General features: G+C 74.0%; 20 protein-coding genes and 1 pseudogene. 12 read left to right on the forward strand and 9 right to left on the reverse strand.

The features are described 5' to 3' along the window. Positions 1–59 precede the first annotated feature (59 nt). On the reverse strand, positions 60–1,286 hold the full coding sequence (locus Drose_RS21525; protein WP_260723092.1) for an EAL and HDOD domain-containing protein: 1,227 nt from the start codon (positions 1,284–1,286) through the stop codon (positions 60–62). A 248-nt stretch (positions 1,287–1,534) separates the two neighbouring features. Next, on the reverse strand, positions 1,535–1,750 hold the full coding sequence (locus Drose_RS21530; protein ID WP_260723093.1) for a DUF1918 domain-containing protein: 216 nt from the start codon (positions 1,748–1,750) through the stop codon (positions 1,535–1,537). 221 nt (positions 1,751–1,971) lie between these two features. Between Drose_RS21530 and Drose_RS21535 the strand changes: the two genes are divergently transcribed. The 3 genes and pseudogenes from Drose_RS21535 (at position 1,972) to Drose_RS21545 (ending at position 3,740) form a co-directional block, all read left to right on the forward strand. After that, on the forward strand, positions 1,972–2,241 hold the full coding sequence (locus tag Drose_RS21535; RefSeq protein ID WP_260723094.1) for a DUF1876 domain-containing protein: 270 nt from the start codon (positions 1,972–1,974) through the stop codon (positions 2,239–2,241). A 119-nt stretch (positions 2,242–2,360) separates the two neighbouring features. Beyond that, positions 2,361–2,765: pseudogene (locus tag Drose_RS21540) on the forward strand (CoA-binding protein); the annotation flags it as partial. Positions 2,766–2,867: 102 nt separating this feature from the next. Continuing rightward, a complete protein-coding gene (locus Drose_RS21545) occupies positions 2,868–3,740 on the forward strand; it encodes a universal stress protein (protein ID WP_260723095.1) in 873 nt (290 codons plus the stop codon). Between the two features lie 4 nt (positions 3,741–3,744). Here Drose_RS21545 and Drose_RS21550 read toward each other — a convergent pair whose 3' ends face one another. Next, complete coding sequence (locus Drose_RS21550) at positions 3,745–4,743, reverse strand: zinc-dependent alcohol dehydrogenase family protein (RefSeq protein ID WP_260723096.1); 999 nt, start codon at positions 4,741–4,743, stop codon at positions 3,745–3,747. A gap of 149 nt (positions 4,744–4,892) precedes the next feature. Further along, the gene (locus Drose_RS21555; RefSeq protein WP_260723097.1) at positions 4,893–5,933 is read right to left on the reverse strand and encodes an Acg family FMN-binding oxidoreductase; all 1,041 of its coding nucleotides are present in this window, start codon (positions 5,931–5,933) and stop codon (positions 4,893–4,895) included. 152 nt (positions 5,934–6,085) lie between these two features. Between Drose_RS21555 and Drose_RS21560 the strand changes: the two genes are divergently transcribed. Together Drose_RS21560 and Drose_RS21565 are read left to right on the forward strand one after the other, a co-directional pair. After that, positions 6,086–6,721, forward strand: coding sequence for a response regulator (locus tag Drose_RS21560; protein ID WP_260723098.1), 636 nt, complete (start codon positions 6,086–6,088; stop codon positions 6,719–6,721). Positions 6,722–6,757: 36 nt separating this feature from the next. Next, the gene (locus tag Drose_RS21565; protein ID WP_260723099.1) at positions 6,758–8,473 is read left to right on the forward strand and encodes a GAF domain-containing sensor histidine kinase; all 1,716 of its coding nucleotides are present in this window, start codon (positions 6,758–6,760) and stop codon (positions 8,471–8,473) included. A gap of 8 nt (positions 8,474–8,481) precedes the next feature. Here the strand turns inward: Drose_RS21565 and Drose_RS21570 are convergent, their stop codons facing one another. From Drose_RS21570 to Drose_RS21590, 5 genes are all read right to left on the reverse strand, one after another. Continuing rightward, positions 8,482–10,836 (reverse strand): phosphoketolase family protein, encoded by a 2,355-nt coding sequence (locus Drose_RS21570; protein ID WP_260723100.1) that lies wholly within the window; start codon positions 10,834–10,836, stop codon positions 8,482–8,484. 401 nt (positions 10,837–11,237) lie between these two features. Then, positions 11,238–12,968 (reverse strand): thiol reductant ABC exporter subunit CydC, encoded by a 1,731-nt coding sequence (gene cydC, locus Drose_RS21575; RefSeq protein WP_260723101.1) that lies wholly within the window; start codon positions 12,966–12,968, stop codon positions 11,238–11,240. After that, positions 12,965–14,608, reverse strand: a complete 1,644-nt coding sequence (gene cydD / locus Drose_RS21580; protein ID WP_260723102.1) for a thiol reductant ABC exporter subunit CydD — start codon at positions 14,606–14,608, stop codon at positions 12,965–12,967. The genes cydC and cydD overlap by 4 nt, the downstream gene beginning before the upstream one ends. Further along, entirely contained in the window at positions 14,605–15,609 is a 1,005-nt protein-coding gene (gene cydB, locus Drose_RS21585) for a cytochrome d ubiquinol oxidase subunit II (RefSeq protein WP_260723103.1), read from the reverse strand. Before cydB ends, cydD begins: the two co-directional genes overlap by 4 nt. 9 nt (positions 15,610–15,618) lie before the next feature. Next, positions 15,619–17,013 (reverse strand): cytochrome ubiquinol oxidase subunit I, encoded by a 1,395-nt coding sequence (locus Drose_RS21590; RefSeq protein WP_260723104.1) that lies wholly within the window; start codon positions 17,011–17,013, stop codon positions 15,619–15,621. An 82-nt stretch (positions 17,014–17,095) separates the two neighbouring features. Between Drose_RS21590 and Drose_RS21595 the strand changes: the two genes are divergently transcribed. The 7 genes from Drose_RS21595 to Drose_RS21625 all read left to right on the forward strand — a co-directional run bounded on the left by Drose_RS21595 (position 17,096) and on the right by Drose_RS21625 (position 21,794). After that, the gene (locus Drose_RS21595; RefSeq protein WP_260723105.1) at positions 17,096–17,278 is read left to right on the forward strand and encodes a hypothetical protein; all 183 of its coding nucleotides are present in this window, start codon (positions 17,096–17,098) and stop codon (positions 17,276–17,278) included. Positions 17,279–17,287: 9 nt separating this feature from the next. Beyond that, positions 17,288–17,410: a hypothetical protein gene (locus tag Drose_RS21600; RefSeq protein WP_260723106.1), complete on the forward strand. Its 123-nt coding sequence runs from the start codon at positions 17,288–17,290 to the stop codon at positions 17,408–17,410. A 136-nt stretch (positions 17,411–17,546) separates the two neighbouring features. Then, the gene (locus Drose_RS21605) at positions 17,547–18,674 is read left to right on the forward strand and encodes a sensor histidine kinase (protein ID WP_260723107.1); all 1,128 of its coding nucleotides are present in this window, start codon (positions 17,547–17,549) and stop codon (positions 18,672–18,674) included. After that, positions 18,671–19,336, forward strand: coding sequence for a response regulator transcription factor (locus Drose_RS21610; protein WP_260723108.1), 666 nt, complete (start codon positions 18,671–18,673; stop codon positions 19,334–19,336). Before Drose_RS21605 ends, Drose_RS21610 begins: the two co-directional genes overlap by 4 nt. Before the next feature lie 181 nt (positions 19,337–19,517). Then, positions 19,518–20,372: an alpha/beta fold hydrolase gene (locus Drose_RS21615; protein WP_260723109.1), complete on the forward strand. Its 855-nt coding sequence runs from the start codon at positions 19,518–19,520 to the stop codon at positions 20,370–20,372. A 97-nt stretch (positions 20,373–20,469) separates the two neighbouring features. Beyond that, the gene (locus tag Drose_RS21620) at positions 20,470–21,597 is read left to right on the forward strand and encodes a hypothetical protein (protein WP_260723110.1); all 1,128 of its coding nucleotides are present in this window, start codon (positions 20,470–20,472) and stop codon (positions 21,595–21,597) included. Between the two features lie 32 nt (positions 21,598–21,629). Then, positions 21,630–21,794: a hypothetical protein gene (locus Drose_RS21625; RefSeq protein WP_260723111.1), complete on the forward strand. Its 165-nt coding sequence runs from the start codon at positions 21,630–21,632 to the stop codon at positions 21,792–21,794. Positions 21,795–21,866 lie beyond the last annotated feature (72 nt).

Consider the following 21,866-nt stretch of genomic DNA (forward strand, 5'->3'; position numbering starts at 1 on the left):
TCGTCGACCGGCGGACGGGACCGGCCGGCGGCCGTGCCGGCCGGTGACCGGCCACGCCGTCAGAGCGGGCGGGTGGCGTCCACCACGCGGGTGGACCAGCGCAACGCGTCCAGGTACTTCCGGGCGGGGTTGTCCGCGGCGGCGGCCACGGTGCGACCGGTGAGGTAGGCGTCGGCGAGGCCCAGCGCCCGGCCGACCGGCCCCTGCCCGGCGACGATCGCGTCGACCAGGTCGTCGGCGAGCGGTAGCTGCGCGGCGAGCGCCGCCGGGGTGGTGTCCAGCAGCGCCGCGACGCTGCTGATGAGGCCGGCGGTGAACGCCGAATCCGGTGCGGCGCCGACGCCGGCGGCGAGGTGCTGGCACAGCCGCGCCCGGGTCACCGCGTCGGCGAGCTGTTCGACGGTGCCGCCGGCCACGTCGCTGACGACCATGAGCATCGCCCACTGCCGGATCTGGCCGAGGCCGAGCAGGACGACCGCCTGCCGCAGCGAGGTGACCGGCCGGGCCGGTGCGATCGCGGCGGAGTTGCAGGCGCGCAGCAGCCGCAGTGCCAGCGCCGGGTCGTCGATGATGACCCGCAGGACCTCGTCCAGGTTGCTGTCGGCGGCGCCGAGCGCGCCCAGCAGTCGCAGCCGCGACAGCCGGGACGGCGCCAGGGTGGTGGCGGTGAGGACCTCGGGGCGGCTCAGCGCGTACCCCTGGCGCAGTTCGCAGTCGTACCGGTCGGCCAGCGCCAGCTCGGCGGCGGACTCGACGCGCTCCCCGACCAGCCGGACGCCCGGCTGCCGGCGGCTGATCGCGATCAGCTCGTCGAGCTGCGCCGGGTCGGTGTCGAGCAGGTCGAGCTTGACGTAGGAGGCCAGGCCGAGCAGCCGCTCGTGGCCGAGCCCGAGGACGAAGTCGTCGAGCGCGACACGGTAGCCGGCGGCGACGAGGCGGGCCGCGCCGGCCACCACCTCGTCGTCCACCGCCACGGTCTCCAGCACCTCGAGCACAACCCGGTCCGGCTCGAACGGCAGGGGCAGCTCGCCGACGAGGAACTCGCGCGTCAGGTTGATGAAACAGGGCCGGTCCCCGGCGATCTCGGCGATGCCGAACTCGGTGAACGTGTTGGTGATGACCTGGCTGGTCGCGAACGTGTCGCGGTGCTCGGCGTCCACCGCGTCGAACCGGCCGCGGAAGAGCAGCTCGTAGGCCACCACCGCGCCGGACCGATCGTAGATCGGCTGCCGGCCGACGTGGACGAGTTGGGTGTTCACGTCGGTGCGAGAAGCCTGACCGGTCACGCCGCGCACATCGGCGGCGTACCGTCCGGCTGCAGAGGTTCCCCGGCTGCGGACCGGTAGCGGCCAGGTTGCTCCGGTCACGCTGTCGATAAGGCCGACCTGTTCCGCCGGCTCGACCGGGCACGCCGACGCCGCGGCCGAATACACGCGGGCGCTGGCGCTGGCCGGCAACGACGCCGGGCGTACGTTCCTGGCCGAGCGCGTCGCCGAGGTGCACGAGCACCTCCGCCGGCGGCCCGCCCGACCCCTCATCCGGTGGGCGCACCGCCCTCGCGCCCCTCGGCCGGCAGAATCCGGGCGTCCGGGCCCGGGAACACCAGTGCCTCGTGGTTCTCGCCGAGCCACCGCACGGTGTACGGCGGTGTGTGGTCACCGTGACGCACCTCGGTGATGATGCCCTCGCGCCGGTGGTCACCGACCCGAGTACCTTCGACGATCAACCGGTCTCCGACGTTCGCGTGCATCGTTCCTCCCTCGATCGGACACGGATGACTGGCGGTACGGCGCTACCACTACCCACCGATCCCGGGCTGTCACCGCGTGGAATGGTGAAGGCGCAGGTCGGCGGCGGTCTTCGGGCCGGGGGCGCGGATTGTGGTTGTGGGCGGCGCGTGCGGGCATGGGCTTGGAAGGGGCCGGGGTCCCGCCATCGCAGCCGGCCGGCACGAGGAGATCGGAGTTCGCCATGACCGCCACGAAGCATTGGACCGTCGACATCGCCATCAGCGAGGACAACGGGCGGACGTTCGCGGAGGTCCGCCTGGACGCCGATGACGACACCCAGCTCACCGGCAAGGGGGAGGCCAGGCTCAATCCGGCCGACGAGGACATCCCGGAGATCGGTGACGAGCTCGCCGTCGCCCGGGCGCTGTCCGACCTCGGGCACCGGCTGCTGCTGACGGCCGCCGCCGACATCGAGGCCGTCTCGGACCAGCCGGTACGCCTGCGCCGGTAGCCGTCGCCCGGGCAGGCGAGGATTCCGGAACTTTCGGGACTTTCGGACTGTCGACCGCGCGGCGGGAGAGCGACGGTGGAGATGTCGACGGCAGTGGCCTACCGGGGGAGATGAGACCGATGCGCACCGCCAGGCAGATTCTCGCCGAAGCGCACACGATCGCGGTCGTGGGCGCGTCACGCGATCCGCAGAAGCCCGCGCACTGGGTGCCGAAGATGCTGCAGGAGCAGGGGTGGCGGATCATCCCGGTCAACCCGTACGCGGACCGGCTGTTCGGCGAGCATGCCTACGCCCGGCTCGCCGACATACCGGAGCACGTCGACGTCGTCGAGGTCTTCCGCCCGTCCGGCGACGCGCCCGAGATCGTCCGGGAAGCCGCGGCGATCGGCGCCGGCGCGGTGTGGCTGCAACTCGGCGTCATCAGCGAGGAGGCCGGCCGGCTCGCCCGCTCGGCCGGGCTCGGCTACGTCGAGGACACCTGCATGGGCATGGAACGGACCCTGGCCGACATGGTGCACGGCGGCATCCGGCCGGGCTCCACCGTCTACCACGGCATCGAGCCGGAGGCGGAACGCCCCGGGGTGCTCGCCGACCACGGCTAACGCCCGGTGGGAGGTGGATCCACGATGGCCTACCGGTTCGGGCCGGTCGTCGCCGGCGTCGACGGGTCGGAGCACAGCCTCGGCGCGCTGCGGTGGGCGGCCGAGCAGGCCCACCGGTACACCCGCACCCTCCTCGCTCTCTCGGTGCTGCCGGAGTCCCCGTCGCCGCCCTCCGGGCCGTCCCGCGACCGGGACGTCGCAGCCGAGGCGGCGGCCGAGGCCAGGCGGTGGCGCGTCGGGGTCGCCGCGGTCGCCGCCACCGAGGTCGGGCGCCCGGTGGCCGTGCTGCGCCGGCACGCGGGGGACGCCCGGCTCCTCGTGGTCGCCGACCGCGGTGCCGGCGGGCGTGCTCTGGGATCGGTGAGCGCGGCGCTCGGCGTCCGGGCGGACTGCCCGGTGCTCATCGTGCACGACGCGCGGCGCTGGGCGGCACCGGACGCGGTGCTGCCCAGGAGGGGCCCGGTGGTGGTCGGGTACGACGGCTCCGCGTCGGCGCGGCGGGCGCTGCGGGTGGCCTTCGAGGAGGCGGCCGGTCGCGGCAGCCGGCTCGTGATCGTGCGCGTCTGGCACCATCCGGACCTGTGGCGGCCCGGCCGGCCACGGTGCCGCGACCTGACCGCCCACGAGGCCGCCGTGCGCGGCGGGCTGCACGAGGCCGTCGCGCCGTGGCGCGCCCGGTTCCCGCACGTCGACGTCGAGGTCCGCAGCGAGCCCGGCGAGGCGGCGGACGCGCTGACGGTGGTGTCGCAGTGGGCCGCGCTCATGGTGCTCGGCACCCGGTGCCCCGACGACGCCGGGCAGCCGGCGACCCCGTCCGTGATGCGCCGTGTCCTGGAGCGCGCCGCCTGCCCGGTGCTCGTGGCGCACAGCCCGCCCGGCGGGCCGGGCTTCCGGTGAAGCCTCAGGTGACCAGCACCGCGGCGCCGTTCACCCGGTCGGCGGCGAGGTCGGCGAGGGCCTGGTCGGCGCGCGTCAGCGGATACGGCGTCGCGCTCACCCGCAGCGGGTGCTCCTGGGCCACGGCGAGGAAGTCGCGGCCGTCCTCGCGGGTGTTCGCGGTGACGCTGCGCAGCGTCCGCTCGTAGAAGAGGTCGTCCTCGTAGCGCAGCACGGGGATGTCGGTCAGGTGGATTCCCGCGACGGCGAGCGTGCCGCCGCGGTCCAGGGCCTTCAGCGCCACCGGTGCCAGATCGCCCACCGGCGCGAACAGGATCGCCGCGTCCAGCGGCTCCGGCGGAGCCGCGGCGGCGTCGCCGGCCGAGGCCGCGCCGAGGTCCAGCGCGAGCCGCTGTGCCGCCTTCGAGCGGGTCAGCACGTGCACGGTGGCGCCCTGGGCGATGGCGACCTGGGCGGCGAGGTGCGCCGAGGCGCCGAAGCCGTAGAGCCCGAGCCGGCCGCCCGGCGGCAGATCCGCCCGGCGCAGCGCGCGGAAGCCGATGATGCCCGCGCACAGCAGGGGTGCGACGTGGACGTCGTCGTAGCGGTCGGGCAGGCGGTAGACGAAGTCGGCGGGGGCGACGCAGTACTCCGCGTAGCCGCCGTCGGCGTGCCAGCCGGTGTAGCGGGAGTCCGGGCACAGGTTCTCGGCGCCGCGCCGGCAGTACCGGCAGGTGCCGTCGGTGTGTCGCAGCCAGGCCACGCCGACCCGCTCGCCGGTCTCGAACCCGGCGACCCCCTCCCCCAGCTCGCTCACCTCACCCACGACCTCGTGGCCGGGCACCACGTCGGGCCGGATCGGCGGCAGGTCGCCCTCGGCGAGGTGCAGGTCGGTCCGGCACACCGCGCACGCCCGCACCCGCAGCAGCAGCTCGCCGGGGCCGGGCTCGGGCACGGGCATCGACACCTGCCGCAGTGGGTGCCCCGTGACGGGCCCGGGCCGGTGCACCTGCCATGCGATCATCCGCGCCACACCGCCTCTCTGCCCGGCCGGGCACCGACCATTCCCGCCCCGCCCCGTGCCCGTGCCCGTGCCCGTGCCCGTGCCGAGCGTCTCCGCCGCGGTGACGCGGTGTCAACCGTCCCGGCTCCTCGACGGGCCGGTCACCGCGATCATGGGCGCTCCGGCACGCGTTCGGCGACCAGCTCGACCGCGGTCTCGGCGCCGCGGCGCGGGGCGCGGGGGCCGGTCGCGCCGCGGCCGGCGACGCCGACGCGCACGACGATCGCCGGGTGGCCGACGTTGCCGAGCGTGCGGCGCAGCGCCTCCCGAGCGGCGATGATCTCCACCAGATCGCTCATCGGCGAGGTCGCCAGGCCGTCGGCGGTGGCGGTGAGCAGCACCGCGCTCAGCGCCTCGCCGGCCGCGAGCCAGTCCCGCGGCTCGTCGCCCCCGGTGACCACGACGCCGTAGCGCGCATGGCGGTCGGCTACCTCCGCACCGCTGTAGATACTGGCGTTCTCGTCACCGCCGGTGAAGTTCCGGATCGGCACCGTCCGGGCACCGGACGGCACGGTCGTCGCGGGCGGCACGCCGGTGCCGGAGCCGTCGTCCGAGTGGACCCACGCCGCGAGGTCGGCCCGGTAGGCGGGGTCGGACCGCTCCACGCCGGCGGCGTGACCGGCGGCCACCGCGACCCCGGTGAGGTCCTGCGGCCGGACCAGGTGCAGGTGCGCGCCGGCGGCGGCCGCGGCGGCCGCGAGCCGGTCGAGCGCGTCCGGCGGCACCGGCACGTCCGCGAACGGTCGGCGGTCGGTGCGGCGCACCGAGATGGCCCGCCGCAGCCGCTGAACGTGCGGTGCGCGTTCGGCCCTGCCGGTGTACCGCAGCGTGGCGAGCAGGTCCGGGTCGTCCGGGTCCGGCAGGTACGTCACCTCGGCCTGCGCACCGTCGGCGGCGAGCGCAACGCGGGCGTGGTGCAGGGCGACCCCGCAGCTCAGCGTCATCAGCCGGCCGTCGGGATCGATGGCGGGCAACTGGCGGCGCCGGTCGGCGCGCAGCTCGGCCCGGTCGCCGTCGATGCGCCACTGCCACGGCTGGGTGTTGAGCACGGACGGGGCGTCGAGCGCGGCGAGGACGGCCCCGGTCAGCAGCCGGCCGGCCGGGGCGACCCGCACCGCTGCCCCGCGGTCGGTGTACTGGATGGCGGCCATGGCATGCTCCTCGGTCGGGCGGTCGGTGGTACCTCTCCAATCTCGCGTGCGTGGGACTCGGCGTTCAGAGGCGAAGGTCCCGAATCGCCGCGGGACCGGTCAGGACCATCGGGCACGTGCCAGAATCGTCCGGACCAGGTAGAAAGGACGACATGCTCAGGGTGTATCTGCTCGACGACCACGAGGTGGTGCGCTTCGGCATCCGCGAGATGCTGGAGCGGGAGGGCGACATCGAGGTCGTCGGCGAGTCGGGCTCCGCGGTCGAGGCCACGCACCGCATCCCGGCACTGCGGCCCGACGTGGCGGTGCTGGACGGCCGGCTGCCCGACGGCAGCGGCATCGACGTGTGCCGCGACATCCGGTCGGTGGACCCGTCGATCCGGGCGCTGATCCTGACGTCGTACGAGGACGACGAGGCGTTGTTCGCGTCGATCATGGCCGGCGCGGCGGGCTACGTGCTGAAGCAGATCCGCGGCACCGACCTCGTCGACGCGGTCCGGCGGGTCGCCGCCGGACAGTCCCTGCTCGACCCGGCCGTCACCGCGCGCGTGCTGGAGCGCATCCGCAAGGGCCCGGAGCAGCCCGACGAGCTGCGCAACCTCACCGAGCAGGAGCGGCGGATCCTCCTGCTCGTCGCCGAAGGACTGACCAACCGGGAGATCGCCGAGCGGATGTTCCTGGCCGAGAAGACCGTCAAGAACTACGTGTCCAGCCTGCTGGCGAAGCTCGGGCTGGAGCGGCGCACCCAGGCGGCGGTCCTCGCGTCGAAACTTCTCGGCAAGCACTGAACCCGTCCCCGCAGCGCCCGGCCTAGGATGTCCGGCATGGGCAAGGACGCCGAGGACTGGAAGCCTCACCTGCAGCTACCGTCGCTGTCCCGCGTCGACCTCGACGACCTGCTGCAAGAGCTGCTCGCTCGCGTCGGCGAGGTGATGACCAACCGGGAGCGGCTGCGTGCCCTGCTCGACGCCGTCGTCGGCATCGGCGCCGACCTCGACCTGCACAGCACCCTCGAGCGCATCGTCGAGGCGGCGTGCCGGCTCGCCGACGCGCGGTACGGTGCGCTGGGGGTCATCGGCCCCGACCGGATGCTCGTCGAGTTCATCAACCATGGCGTGACACCCAAGGAGCGCGCGGCGATCGGGGACCTGCCCCGCGGTCACGGCGTGCTCGGGCTGCTCATCGAGGAGCCGCGGGCGATCCGCCTGGAGGACATCACGCAGCACCCCCGCGCATACGGCTTCCCGCCCAACCACCCGCCGATGCACAGCTTCCTCGGCGTGCCGGTCCGCATCCGCGACCAGGTGTTCGGCAATCTCTACCTCGCCGAGAAGGGCGGCGGCGAGCAGTTCACCCAGGACGACGAGGACCTTGTCGCGGCGCTGTCCGTCGCGGCGGGCGCGGCCATCGAGAACGCCCGGCTGTATGCCCAGACCGGCCGCCGGCAGCGGTGGCTGGAGGCCGCCGCGGAGATCACCGCCGTGCTGCTGGGCGAGGTCCGGCGCACCGAGGCCCTGGACCTCGTCGCCACCCGCGCCCGGGAGGTGGCCGAGGCCGACCTTGCCATGGTGCTGCTGTACGACGAACCGGCCGGTGTGCTGCGGGTCGAGGTGGCCGTCGGCGGCGACCACGACCTGACCGGCGCCACGGTGGACGTGGCGCGCAGCGACTTCGCCGAGGTCGTGAACGGCCGGCACCTCGCCGTCGTCGAGGATCTCGGCAAGGCCGCGGCCTGGCCGGTGTCGCTGTCCACGGGCACGGCGCTGCTGGTACCCCTGTCGGCCGGCGGGGTTCCGCTCGGGGCGCTCGTCGTCGCGTACCGCCAGGGCAGTGTGGCCTTCGCCGAGGACCCCGACGTCGCGCTGGTCGAGACGTTCGCCGGGCAGGCGGCCCTGGCCCTGGAACGGGCCCGGGCCCAGGACGAGCGGGAGATGCTGGCGGTGGTCGGCGACCGCGAGCGGATCGCCCGCGACCTGCACGACGTGGTCATCCAGCGGCTGTTCGCGGCCGGCATGCAGCTACAGAGCGCGGCCCGGCTGGCGGGCAGCGCCGGTGTCCAGGAGCGCATCGACCGGGTCGTCGACGACCTCGACGTGACGATCCGCGACATCCGGGGCAGCATCTTCGAGCTGCGCAGCACTCCGGGCGACAGCCTGCGCGGCGAGGTGCGCGGGCTGATCGACGAGGCCCGTGACGCGCTGGGCTTCCGGCCGGAGCTGCGCATCGACGGGCCGGTCGACACCGCGGTGCCGGGCCCGGCGCGCACGGCCCTGCTCGCCGTGCTCCGCGAGGCGCTCAGCAACGTCGTCAAGCACGCCAACGCCCGCTCGGTGCGGGTGGCCGTCGCCGCCGGTGGCGGTGCGCTGCTGCTCACCGTGCAGGACGACGGGCGCGGTCCCGGCCCGGGCGGCGATCAGGGCGGCGGTCAGGGCAACGGCCTGCCGAACATGCGCGCCCGCGCGGAGGACCTCGGCGGCACCTGCACGGTCGAGCCGGCGGCGCCGGGCGGGACCCGCGTCGCGTGGCGGATCCCGCTGTAACCCGTTCGCTACGCCGAGGCGTAGGCCGGCCAGAGCCAGTCGGTGATCTCGGGCAGGTCGACGCCGGTCTCCCGCACGTACCGGTGGTGCTCGGCCCGCTTGTCGACCATCGTCTGACGGACGACGGCCGCCCGGCGGGCGAGACCCGGGACGCGGTCGATGACGTCCATGACGAGGTGGAAGCGGTCGAGGTCGTTCATCACCACCATGTCGAACGGTGTACTGGTCGTGCCCTCCTCCTTGTAGCCGCGCACGTGGATGTTCGGGTGGTTGACGCGGCGGTACGTGAGGCGGTGGATCAGCCAGGGATAGCCGTGGTACGCGAAGATGACCGGCCGGTCGGTCGTGAAGATCGCGTCGAACTCCGGGTCGGCGAGCCCGTGCGGATGCTCCGACACCGGCTGGAGCCGCATCAGGTCGACGACGTTGACCACGCGCACCTTGAGCTCCGGCAGGTACTGCCGCAGCAGTGCCGCCGCCGCCAGGGTCTCCAGGGTCGGCACGTCGCCGGCACAGGCCAGTACGACATCCGGATCCCCCTCGTCCGTGGACGCCCAGTCCCAGATCCCGATGCCCCGGGCGCAGTGGGCGGCGGCCTGTTCCATCGACAGCCACTGCGGCGCCGGCTGCTTGCCGGCGACGATGACGTTGACGTAGTCACGGCTGCGCAGGCAGTGGTCGGCGACGGAGAGCAGCGTGTTGGCGTCCGGCGGCAGGTACACCCGCACGACCTCGGCCTTCTTGTTGACCACGTGATCGATGAAGCCGGGATCCTGGTGCGAGAAGCCGTTGTGGTCCTGCCGCCACACGTGCGAGGTGAGCAGGTAGTTCAGCGACGGGATCGGCCGCCGCCACGGCAGGTGGCGGGCGACCTTGAGCCACTTCGCGTGCTGGTTGAACATCGAGTCGACGATGTGGATGAAGGCCTCGTAGCACGAGAACAGCCCGTGCCGTCCGGTGAGGAGGTAGCCCTCCAGCCAGCCCTGGCAGGTGTGCTCGGAGAGCATCTCGAGCACGCGGCCGTCGGGGCTGAGGTTGACGTCGGTCGGTTCGACCGCGGCGTGCCAGGCCTTGCCGGTCGCCTCATAGACGGCACCGAGCCGGTTCGACTCGGTCTCGTCCGGGCCGAAGAGGCGGAAGTTGCGGTACGGGGCGTTGTCACGTATCACGTCGCGCAGGAGCGCGCCGAGGACACGGGTCGCCTCGCCGGTCTGCGCGCCGGGCATGTCGACCTTGACCGCGTACTCGCGGAAGTCCGGCAGTTCGAGCGGGCGGGTGAGCAGGCCGCCGTTGGCGTACGGGGTCGCGCCCATCCGCCGGGTGCCGGTCGGCAGCCAGTCCGTGATCTCGTCCCTCGGCGCACCACCGGGGTCGAACAGCTCCTCCGGCCGGTAGCTGCGCATCCACGCGTCGAGCAGCGCCAGTTGCTCGGCGTCCCCGCGCGCGTCGGGCAGCGGCACCTGGTGCGCCCGCCAGGTGCCCTCGACCGGCTGGCCGTGGAACGCCTTCGGCCCGGTCCAGCCCTTCGGGGTCCGCAGCACGATCATCGGCGGCCGGACCCCCTCGGCACGCCGCCCGATCTCGTCGAAGCACCGGTCGAGCGTGGCGGCGAGCTGCTGGTGCACGGTCCTCGGGTCGTCCCCGGCGACGAGGTAGGGCGTCCAGCCGTACCCTTCCAGCAGCTTGGTCAGCGCTTCGTCGGAGATCCGCGCGAGGACGGTGGGGTTCGAGATCTTGTACCCGTTGAGGTGCAGGATCGGCAGGACGGCGCCGTCGGTGACCGGGTTGAGAAACGTGTTGCCGTGCCATGCCGTCGCGAGCGGCCCGGTCTCGGCCTCGCCGTCGCCGACGACACACGCCACGACGAGGTCCGGGTTGTCGAAGGCCGCGCCGAACGCGTGCGACAGTGAGTAGCCGAGCTCGCCCCCTTCGTGGATCGACCCGGGCGTCTCGGGCGCGACGTGGCTGGGGATGCCGCCGGGGAACGAGAACTGCCGGAACAGCCGGCGCATGCCGACCGCGTCGCGGCCGATCTCGGGGTACACCTCGGAGTAGGTTCCCTCGAGCCAGACGTTGGCCACCAGCCCGGGCCCGCCGTGACCGGGCCCGGTGACGTAGAGGACATTCCGGTCACGCTGCCGGATCACCCGGTTGAGGTGGGCGTAGATCAGGTTGAGCCCCGGCGTGGTGCCCCAGTGCCCGAGGAGGCGCGCCTTGACGTCCTCGGGCCGGAGGGGTTGCTCGAGGAGGGGGTTGTCGAGCAGGTAGATCTGCCCCACGGAGAGGTAGTTGGCGGCCCGCCAGTAAGCGTTGACGCGCGCCACCTCCTCCCCATTCAGCGGTGTGTCGGTCAGTGCCCGCATGTGTCGTTGCTCCTCAGGACGGTTCCGGGTGCTCGATCCCGGTCAGATCTCTCCCGCGCACCGCGAGGTAAACCGGCCGCACGGTTCCGTCGGGCCGCTCCGGTCGGCGCGCTTCGGCCGTCTCCGTCCCGGTCCGGCCCCACCCGGGCGGAGCCGCTCGGGGTGAGCGGTGTACCGAAGCGCGGGATGCGGCAGGCAGCCACAACACTCCGGGTCCCGCACCGGTTCGGCGCAACGGCGCCACATCAATCGACAAGCGTTGCCAGCGGGTTTCGGACTCCCTCATGATCCTGGAGCGATTTTGCACCCAGGGCAGCAAAAACGCTCCAGCATCATGGAGACGTCCGAAGCCCGCTTCAACAAGGTGCCGCGGCACCGGGGGGCTGCGACAGGGACGGCGGTCATGGCCGTAGGTTCACCAAGCCGCCATCCCAGGCCCGCGTCTCGTCGCCGTGTGCTGTGTCCGCCGGGTGGATGCTGCCGGACCGCAGCTCCACCACCTCGTCGACGGCGGACAGGTCGGTGCGGCGGTGGGTGATCAGCAGGACTGTGCGGCCGCGCGTGGCCGCCAGCAGGTCGCGGGTCAGGGCGGCGGCCGTCCGCTCGTCCAGGTGCTCGGTCGGCTCGTCGAGGACCAGCACCGGGAAGTCGGCGAGCAGGGCCCGGGCCAGGGCCAGCCGGCGGCGCTGGCCGCCGGACAGCGCCATGCCGTGCTCGCCGACCGGGGTGGCCAGGCCCTGCGGCAGGCCGCGGACCCAGTCGAGGAGCCGCGCCTCGGCCAGCGCCGACTCCAGCTCGGCGGGTGTCGCGCCCGGGCGGCCGATGCGCAGGTTGGCCTCGATCGTGCTGTCGAACAGGTACGCGTCGTCGCCGAGATAGCCCACCGTCGACCGGACGTCGTCGCCGCGCAACGCTCGCAGGTCGACGCCGTTGAGGGTGACCCGGCCGGCGCACGGGTCGAGCCAGCGCACCAGCAGGGCCGCAACGGTGCTCTTGCCCGCGCCGCTCGGGCCGACCAGGGCGACCCGCCGCCCGGGGCGCAGGGTCAGCGACACGCCGTGGAGCACGCGCCGCCCCGGGGTCCAGCCCGCGTCGACGTCCTCCAGCCGCACCGTCGGCGGCCCGGGCGGGACCGGCCTGGGCCGTGCCGGGTCCGGGGCGGGGTCGGCGGCGGCGGCGATGTCGGCGAGCCGGGCCAGGGCGGCCCGCGCGGCGCCGAGGCGCTGCGCCGCGGCCGGGACCGCTCCGGCGATCTCGAAGACCGCGAGCGGGGTGAGCACGACGACGGCGAGCAGCTCGCCGTCGAGCGCGCCGGACCGCACGGCGACGGCTCCCGCGGCCAGTCCGGCGAGCACGCTCAGGCCGGTGCAGAGGGCGGTGGCCGCGGCGGAGACGCCGGCCGTCGCGCTCGAACGCCGGGCCGCGGCGAGCAGTGCGCGGTCGGTGCGGTCGAGCTGTGCGAGGGCGTCGCCGACGGCGCCGCACGCCACGAGGTCGGGCAGGCCGCGCAGCAGGTCGACGGTGCCGGCGGTGAGGCTGCCGCGCAGCGGGGCGAGCCGGGCGTCGGCACGGCGGACCGCGGCCGACTGCAGCAGCGGCACGCCCACCCCGACGATCACCAGCCCGGCCGCGAGCGCCGCGCCGGCCGCCGGGAGCAGCGCGGCGACGAGCACGACCGAGCCGAGGCCGGTGACGGCGGCGACGGTGATCGGCAGCACCACGCGGACGATGACGTCGAGCACCGACTCCACGTCGTCGACGAGCCGGGCGACGAGGTCACCGCGGCGGTATCCGGCCAGGCCGGCCGGGGCGAGCCGCTCCAGCCGCCGGAAGGTGCGCACCCGCAAGGCGCCGAGGACCCGGAACGCGGCGTCGTGGCCGGTGAGCCGCTCGACGTAGCGGAGCACGCCCCGGCCGATGCCGAACGCCCGCACCGCGACGATCGCGACCATCAGGTGGAGCACCGGCGGGTGCTGCGCGGCGCGCGAGATGAGCCACGCCGAGGTCGCCATGAGCCCGACCGCGGCACCGGCCGCGCCGACCCCGGCGAGCACCGACAGGGCGAGGCTGCCGGCCGCGGGCCGGCAGAGCCGCAGCACCGCGCCAACGGTGCTGCGCTCCGGAACGCTCATGTCGTCGCCACCGGCGTGGGGTGGCCGACGGGGATCACCCGGTCGGCGATCGCCACCAGGGACGGGCGGTGGGCGACCAGGACGACGGTCCGGCCGGCGGAGTGCGCCCGGATCGCGGCGAGGATGTCGCGCTCGGTCGCGGCGTCGAGGTTGGCGGTCGGCTCGTCGAGCAGGACCAGCGGCGCGTCGCGGAGGAACACCCGGGCCAGGGCGATGCGCTGCCGCTGCCCGGCGGACAGGCCGGCGCCGTCGTCGCCGAGCCGGGTGCCGAAACCCGCGGGCAGCTCGTCGACGAAGTCCAGCGCGCCGGCGAGCTCGGCCGCCCGCCGGACCGCCGTGTCGGACGCGTCCGCGGCGCCCAGGCGGATGTTGTCGGCGATCGTCCCGGAGCTGAGCCAGGGGCGCTGCGGCAGCCAGGCCACCCGTGACCGCCACGCGTCCATGTCCACCGTGGACAGGTCCGTGCCGCCGACGAGCACACGGCCTCCGGCCGGGGTGGCGAAGCCCATCAGCAGCGCCAGCGCGGTCGACTTGCCGCAGCCGCTCGGGCCGGTCAGGGCGACCAGCTCGCCGGGGTGGACGGCGGCGGTGAACGCGGGCAGCGACGCCTCGGCCCGGTCCTCGTGGCGCACGACGGTGCCCTCGAAGCGGATCACGCCGGCCGGGGCGGGCGCCGCACCGGCCGGCGGTGGTGCCGTCTCCAGGATCTCGAACACCTCGGTCGCCGCGGCGAGACCTTCGGCGCTGGCGTGGTAGTTGGCGCCGACCTGGCGCAGCGGCAGGTATGCCTCGGGCGCCAGGATCAGCACGAGCAAGGCGGTCGCCAGGCCCAGGCCGCCGTCGACGAGCCGCAGGCCGATGCCGACCGCGACGAGTGCCACCGACAGGGTGGCGAGCAGTTCGAGCACCAGCGACGACAGGAACGCGACCCGCAGGGTGCGCATCGTGACCCGGCGCTGCTCGGCGCTGATCCGCGCGACGACCCCGGCCTGGTGCCGGGCGCGGCCGAACACCCGCAGGGTCGGCAGCCCGGCGACCACGTCGAGGAAGTGGTGCGACAGCCGGGCGAGCAGCCGGAACTGCCGCCGGTTGGCCGCCTGGGTGTGCAGCCCGACGAGCACCATGAAGACCGGGATGAGCGGGAGCGTGACCGCGATCGTGCCGGCGGCGACGAGGTCGGCGGGCGCGATCCGGACCAGCACGATGACCGGCACGAGCGCGGCCAGGACGAGCTGCGGCAGGTATCGCGCGAAGTAGGCGTCGAGCGAGTCCAGGCCGCGGGTGGCGAGCGTGGCGACGGCACCGCTGCGGTGTGCCGCGCCGGGCCCGAGCGCGGCGACGTGGGCGAGGAGCCTGGCGCGCAACTGGCGCTTGACCGCCGCCGCCGAGCGCGCCGCGGCGACCTCCTGCGCCCACGCCACCGCCGCCCGGGCCCCGACGACCACGACCAGCCAGCCGAGGGTCGGCGCGAGCCCGGCCAGGTCGGCGCCGTGCAGGTAGACGGCGGTGATGCCGTCGGCGAGCAGCGTCGCCTGGGCGACCAGCAGCGCGGCGAGCGCGACGCCGAGCGCCACCGACAGCGCCAGGTAGGCGCGGGTCGCCCTGGCATACCGCAGCAGGCGTGGATCGAGCGGTCTCACGGGTGGCTCACCGGGATGTGCTCGGCGCGCAGCCGCTTGCGGAACACCCAGTAGGTCCAGGACTGGTAGGCCAGCACGATCGGCGTGAAGAGCACCGCGACCCAGGTCATGACCTTCAACGTGTACGGCGTGGAGGCCGCGTTGGTCACGGTGAGGCTGTCGCCGCCGGGAAGGCTGGTCGGCAGGACGTCGGGGAACAGCGTGACGAACAGCGCCGCGACGGCGAGGACGAGCGTCGCGCCGGTGGCCAGGAACGCCCAGCCCTCGCGCCGGAACCGGGCGGCGGCGACCGCCCCGGCCAGGGCCGCCGCGGCGGCGCCGGACAGGACCCAGCCCCAGGTGTCGTCGTGGGTCACCTGGGTCCACAGCAGGAAGCCGCCGGCGAGCGCCACCGCGGGCAGGCTGAGCCGGAAGGCCAGCCGGCCGGCCCGGTCGCGCACGTCGCCGTCGGTCTTGAGCGCCAGGAACACCGCACCGTGCAGCGCGAACAGCGACAGCGTGGTCAGGCCGCCGAGCAGTGCGTAGGGGTTGAGCAGGTTGACGAACCCGCCAACGTACTCGTGGTCGGCGCTGATCGGCACGCCGCGCACGATGTTGCCGAAGGCGACGCCCCACAGCACTGCCGGCACCAGGCTGCCGACGATGATGCACAGGTCCCAGCGCTGCCTCCACCGCGGGCTGTCGACCTTCCCGCGATACTCGAACGCGAGGCCGCGCACGATGAGCGCCACGAGGATGAGCAGCAGCGGCAGGTAGAAGCCGGAGAACAGCGTCGCATACCACTCCGGGAACGCGGCGAAGGTGGCGCCGCCGGCGACGAGCAGCCAGACCTCGTTGCCGTCCCAGACCGGGCCGATGGTGTTGATGAGCAGCCGCCGCTCCCGCTCGTCACGGCCGAGGACGGGCAGCAGCACGCCGACACCGAAGTCGAAGCCCTCGAGCAGGAAGTATCCCGCCCACAGCACGGCGATCAGGATGAACCATACGGTCGTGAGTTCCATGCGTCGTCCTCAGTACGCGAACGCCAGCGGGCGTTCGGATGCATCGTCGTCGGGGGGTGTGACAATTTCCGGCGCGCCGGCCCGGGCGTACCGCAGCATCAGCATCAGCTCGACGACCGCGAGTGCGCCGTACAGCAGCGTGAAGACGATCAGCGAGGTCGCGACGGTGCTCGCGGGCACCGACGGCGAGCCGCTCTCGGAGGTCTTGAACAGCCCGAAGACGGTCCAGGGCTGGCGGCCGACCTCGGTGAAGATCCAGCCGAAGGAGTTGGCCAGCAACGGCATCGCCACCGTGGCCACCGCGGCGGTCCACAGCCAGCGCCCGGCGGGGCGGCGGCCCTTGCGGGTGCGCCACAGGGCGAGGGCGGCGACGGCCATGGCGAGCGCGCCGAAGCCGATCATCAGCCGGAACGACCAGTACGTGATCGGCACGTAGGGGACGTAGTCGCCGGGGCCGTACTGCTGCTCGTACTGTCGCTGCAGGTCGTTGATCCCTTCGACCTCGCCGCCCGGGCTGCCGGTCGCCATGAGGGACAGCAGCGAGGGGATGCGCACGGAGGCGAGTTCCTCGCGGCCGTCGAGGGAGCCGATGGTGAACACGGAGAACGAGGCCGGCTTGTCCGTCTCGTAGAGCGCCTCGGCGGCGGCCATCTTCATCGGCTGCTGCTCGGTCATGACCCGGGCTTGCAGGTCGCCGGTGACGAGGACGCCGACGCCCGCGACGAGCACGACCCAGGCGCCGAGCCGCAGCGCCGGGCGGAACACCTCGGACTGGTGGTCGCGGCGCAGGTGCCAGGCACTGACGGCGAGCATCAGGGCACCGGCGGTGAGGAAGCAGGCCGTGATCGTGTGCGGGAAGGTGACGAGCGCGGTCGAGTTGGTCAGGACCGCGAAGAAGTCGGTGAGCTCCGCACGTCCCCGCTCGGCGTTGACGGTGTAGCCGACGGGGTGCTGCATCCAGGAGTTCGCGGCGAGGATGAAGTACGCCGAGAGCATCGTGCCGATCGACGCGAGCCAGATGGTCGCGAGGTGGACGCGCTTGGGCAGCCGATCCCAGCCGAAGATCCACAGCCCGAGGAACGTGGACTCGAGGAAGAACGCGAGCAGGCCCTCGATGGCCAGCGGGGCACCGAAGATGTCACCGACGAAGCGCGAGTAGGCGCTCCAGTTCATGCCGAACTGGAACTCCTGGACGATGCCGGTGACCACGCCCATCGCGAAGTTGATCAGGAAGAGCTTGCCCCAGAACTTGGTGGCGCGCAGGTATTCCGGCCGCCCGGTGCGTACCCACGCGGTCTGCAGTCCGGCCACGAGTGCGGACAGGCCGATCGTGATGGGGACGAAGATGAAGTGGTACACGGTGGTGATCGCGAACTGCCACCGGGCGAGATCGAGCGCGTCCATGCCCCGAGTCTGTCCATCGCCGGGTCACGCACTCAGGGCCGAAGGTCCCGTCCGGGAAAGCCCGAAGGTCCTCGGACCCGCTGTGACCGCGCCGAACCGGACGCGGCGGGCCCCGACGCCCTGGTTCCTCGACGACGTGCGGGCCTGGCCGAGCGTCGAGCCGGCGGTCGACTTCACCGCCACCGCCGCGCTGGCCCTGTCGCTGACCGCGGCGGGTGAGCCCGCGGTGGCACCGCCTCGTGTGATCCGGCCGGGCACGGGGTAGCCGAGAGGAATGCGAATCGGAAACGTCGAGATCCGCCCGCTCGGAGGCGCGCTGGGCTGCCTGCTGATGATCGTCGGCTCGATCCTCCTGTCGATCATCCTCACCGTGGTCGTCAACCTCCTGATCAGGTGACCGGCGGCCGCGGGCCGGTCCGCATTACACCGGCCCCGTATGACAAACCGGCGCCCGACGGAGTCCTGCCGGGCCTGTTCGACCAGCGGTGACCGCCGTGGCCTCGGCTGGGCGCGGCTGCTCTACAGTTCGTTGCATGACCCCGTCCGGCCCCCGGGTGGAGCAGCGGCCAGGCCCCCGCCTGGCGGTGCTGACCGCGCTGGTTCAGGCGCTCGGCACCGCGGCGCTGGCGCGCGGCGCGCCGGCCGACGTCGGCGTCGTCGGCTACGTGCTGCTCGTCCTCAGCGGCCTGGCACTCGCCGACCGGCACACGAGGCCGCGGGTCAACGGCGTCATCGTGGCCGCCGCGATCGTGACGTACCACGTGCTGGACCGCCCGGACGGGATCACGTTCATGGCGCCGGTCATCGCCGCCTCGGCCGCGATCACCGCCGGGCACCGCTGGTTCGCGTGGGGTGTCGCCGGCGCCTCGTATGCGGTGTGGGCCGTCCTCGACGGGCCGACCGCGGGCCGGGCGCTGACCGTGGCGGCGATCCTCGCCGGAGCGGGGCTGGTCACCGAGATGGGCACGGAGGCCGTACGGCTGGCCAAGCAGACCATCCGGGAGCAGCGGCGGCTCGAGGAGGAGCGGCGGCGCCGCCGGGCCAGCGAGGAACGGCTGCGGATCGCCGCCGAGCTGCACGACGTGCTCGGCCACCACCTGTCGCTGATCAACGTGCGGGCCGGGGTGGGCCTGCACCTCATGGCCCGCGAGCCGGAGGAGGCGCGGCTCGCCCTGGACACCATCCACCGGGCCAGCGCCGAGGCGCTGCGTGAGGTGCAGTCGGTACTGAGCCTGCTGTACCCGACCGGGGAGGCAGCACCACGAGCACCGGCGCCCGGCCTGGACCGCCTCGACGAGCTGACCGCCGACGCCGGCCTGCCGGTGCGGACCGTCGTCGACGGCGAGCCCCGGCCGCTGCCGTCCGGCGTCGACCGGGCGGCGTACCGGATCGTCCAGGAGGCACTGACCAACGTGCGGCGCCACGCCGGCGCGGGCGCCGCCGCGACCATCACCGTCGAATACCGGCCGGAGGCGCTGGTGATCCAGATCGACAACCACGGCGGTGCCCGCCGGCCCGCCGACGCACCCGCGGGCAACGGCATCACCGGGATGCGGGAGCGCGCCGCCGCGCTGGGCGGCACCCTCGCCGCCGGGCCGGAACCCGGCGGCGGCTGGCAGGTCCGCGCCGACCTGCCCCTCGGACCGGAGCCGGCCCCGTGATCCGGGTCGTCCTCGCCGACGACCAGGCCCTCGTCCGCGCCGGTTTCCGGTCCCTGCTGGACGCCGAGCCGGACATCGAGGTGGTCGGCGAGGCCAGCGACGGCGCACACGCGGTCCGCCTGGCCCGGCAGGTCCGCCCCGACGTGATCCTCATGGACATCCGCATGCCCAGCGTCGACGGTCTCGCCGCGACCCGCCAGATCGCCGCCGACCCGGCACTGGCCGGAGTGCGGATCGTGGTCCTCACGACGTTCGAGCTCGACGAGTACGTCGCCGAGGCGCTGCGGGCGGGAGCGGCCGGGTTCCTGGTGAAGAACACCATGCCGGCCGAGCTCATCCACGGTGTGCGGGTCGTGGCGGCCGGCGAGGGCCTGCTGTCGCCGAGCGTCACCCGGCGGGTCATCGAGCAGTTCGCGGCGCGGACCGCCGCCCCGGCCCCGCCGCAGCGGCTCGCCGAGCTCACCGAGCGCGAGCGCGAGGTCGTCTCGCTGGTCGGCATCGGCCTGTCCAACGACGAGATCGCGGCCCGTCTCGTGGTGAGCCCGGCGACGGCGAAGACCCACGTCTCCCGAGCCATGGTCAAGCTCGGTGCCCGCGACCGGGCGCAGCTCGTGGTGTTCGCCTACGAGGCCGGCCTGGTCCGGCCCGGCTGGCTGCGCTGAGCGGGCCGCCACCTCGATCCGGAACTCGTGGACCCGGTCGGCCGCCCCAGTCGCGGGCCGGCGCGGCCAGGATGCCGCGCCGGCTGGGAGCGGTGTACCGCGGTTTGAGGCTTTGTGCCCATCGGCCAGCGCTGCGACGCGCCGAACATTCACCGGGCGGTTCAACGATACGGTTGAGGCCATGACTGCATCGCCCGAGGTACGACTCCATGACGGCAACACCATCAGCGTCGAGGTGCACGGTGACGGCCCCACGGTGCTGCTGCCCGTCAACCCGCGGCCGGTCGAGGGGCCGCAGGCCGACGAACTGCGCGAGTGGGGCGCCGACCCGGCCCTCGGCCGCGCACTCGTCGACGGCCTGAGCGACAGGTTCCGGGTGGTCGCCTTCGACTACGAGGGCCACTGCCTGCGGGTGCCGAAGCCCGCCACGCTGACGCCGGACAACGTCGCCGCCGACCTGCTGGCCGTCGCCGATGCCGTGGGTGCCGGCCGGTTCGCGTACTACGGGTACTCCTGGCTGGCGGTCAGCGGCTTGCAGCTCGCCGTCCGGACCGACCGCCTCACCGCGCTGGTGATGGGCGGATATCCGCCGCTCGACCAGCCGAACCGGGAACTGCTCCGGGTCACCACGGCGGCCCACACGATGGCCACGGCGAACGCGGCGGCACCGCCCGCGCCGGTGCCGCCGCCCGACGAGCCGGGCTGGTCGACGGCGCCGATGACGCTGTCCGAGGCGCAGACCCGCCAGTTCGTGACGCTGTACGAGGCGCTGCAGGACTTCGACGACCGCGCCGCCCTGGCCCGGCTCACCTGCCCCCGGCTGTGCTTCGTGGGCTCGGCCGACGAGATCACGTACGAGGAGCGCTGGGGCGGGGTGCACGTCAGCCTCGCCGGCCCCGTCATCAGGAGGCGCGCCGAGCTGGAAGCCCTCGGCTGGCGGGTCCACGTCCTGGACGGTCTGGACCACCTACAGGCCATGCGGGCCGCCACCGTCCTGCCGATCCTGCGGCCCTGGCTCGCCGGCGAGCTGGGCTGACCGTGCGCGGATCCGGCCCGGGGCCGCCCGATCATCGCGCCGGAGCCACCGAAATCCAGGTTTGACCGGCATAGGGGGCAGCGATCATGATGGCGCGGTGATCGACCCCGAAGCCGTGCTCACCGGCACCGACTGGGCCGCCCTCCAACATGCCTACACCGACGCGGCAGACCTGCCCGAACGACTGGCCGGGCTGCTCAGCGGAGACCCGGACGCGGCGGGCCCCGTGCTCGGGGTGCTCGACGCCGCCGTGCTCCACCAGGGCAGCATCTACTCGGCGACGGCACCCACCGCGCTGTACGTCGCGGGGATTCTCGGCGATCCCCGCACGCTGGTGCCGTGCGAGAGCGCCCTGCCGTGGGACGAGCGGGCCCGGCCGCTGCGGGCGGCGCTGCTGGACTGGCTCGGCAACGTCGCGGAGAGCGCCTCATGGGGCGAGGACCCCGACGACGAGGACGAGGACGAGGAACCGGACGAGGCCGACGAGGCCGACGTGGCGGCCTGCCGGGCGATCCGGCGGGACCTGTTCCAGGTCGTCGCGTTGTACCTCGACGACGCCGACGAGTCCGTCCGCACCGCCGCCGAAGGCGCCGCCGGGCACCTGCTGCTCGCCCCCGACCTGGCCGAGTCGCGGCAGGCGGTGGCCGAGCGGATGCTCGAGCGCGTGCGGCAGCGGCCGCCGCACGCGCGGGCCAACACGGCGCTGACCGTGGCCCGATGGAGCGTGGCGCCGCGCGAGTTGCTGGCCGACGCCGAGCCCGCGGTCCGCGCGTACGCCGCGCTGGCACCCGCCCTCGACGACGAACCGGCCGCGCTCGCGGTGGTCCGGGAGGCGTTGCTGGACCCGGTGACGGCCGACGGCTGGTTCGCCGATCACGAGATGCTGCTGGACGGCTGGCTGCGGTTCGCGCTCGTCCAGACCCTGCTCCGGCGTACGACCACCTTCACCGAGATCCGGGACGAGGCGCTCGCGGTGGCGCGCATGACCAACGCGTACACGGTCGACTCGGACTGGGGCCCGCTGTTGCGGCGCGCGTTCCCGGCCCGGCACACTCCGGGCACCCCGCTGCGCCCCGACCAGCACGCGTTCCTGACAGCGCTCGTCGAGAACGACGAATGCTGGAACGGCATCGCCAACATGATCATCTGGTTCAGCCGGGCGGGCCTGCCGCACGGGCGCGAGGAGTTGCGCACCCTCCTCCGCTCGACGACGAACGGCGCGTGACCGGGCGGTGGCCGGCCGGGTGAGCGCCCGGCATGATGCGCGGACGGCCGGCCGGTGGCGGCACCGGTCCGCCCAACCGCGCCGACCCGCGGGCCGGCGTCGCCGACCGGGTCACGGGGGCGATGGCCCTGCGTGCCGCCCTCGCCATGGTGCCCAGGCCGTTCGGTGGCGTCGCGATGGCACCCCCGGCGGGGTGACGGCCGGCCCCTGATCCACCGGGTGACGGGCCGGCCGATATCCCACCGCGGGCACCGCGGAACCCACAGACT

The sequence above is a fragment of the Dactylosporangium roseum genome, assembly GCF_025264685.1.
GTDB lineage: Bacteria > Actinomycetota > Actinomycetes > Mycobacteriales > Micromonosporaceae > Dactylosporangium > Dactylosporangium roseum.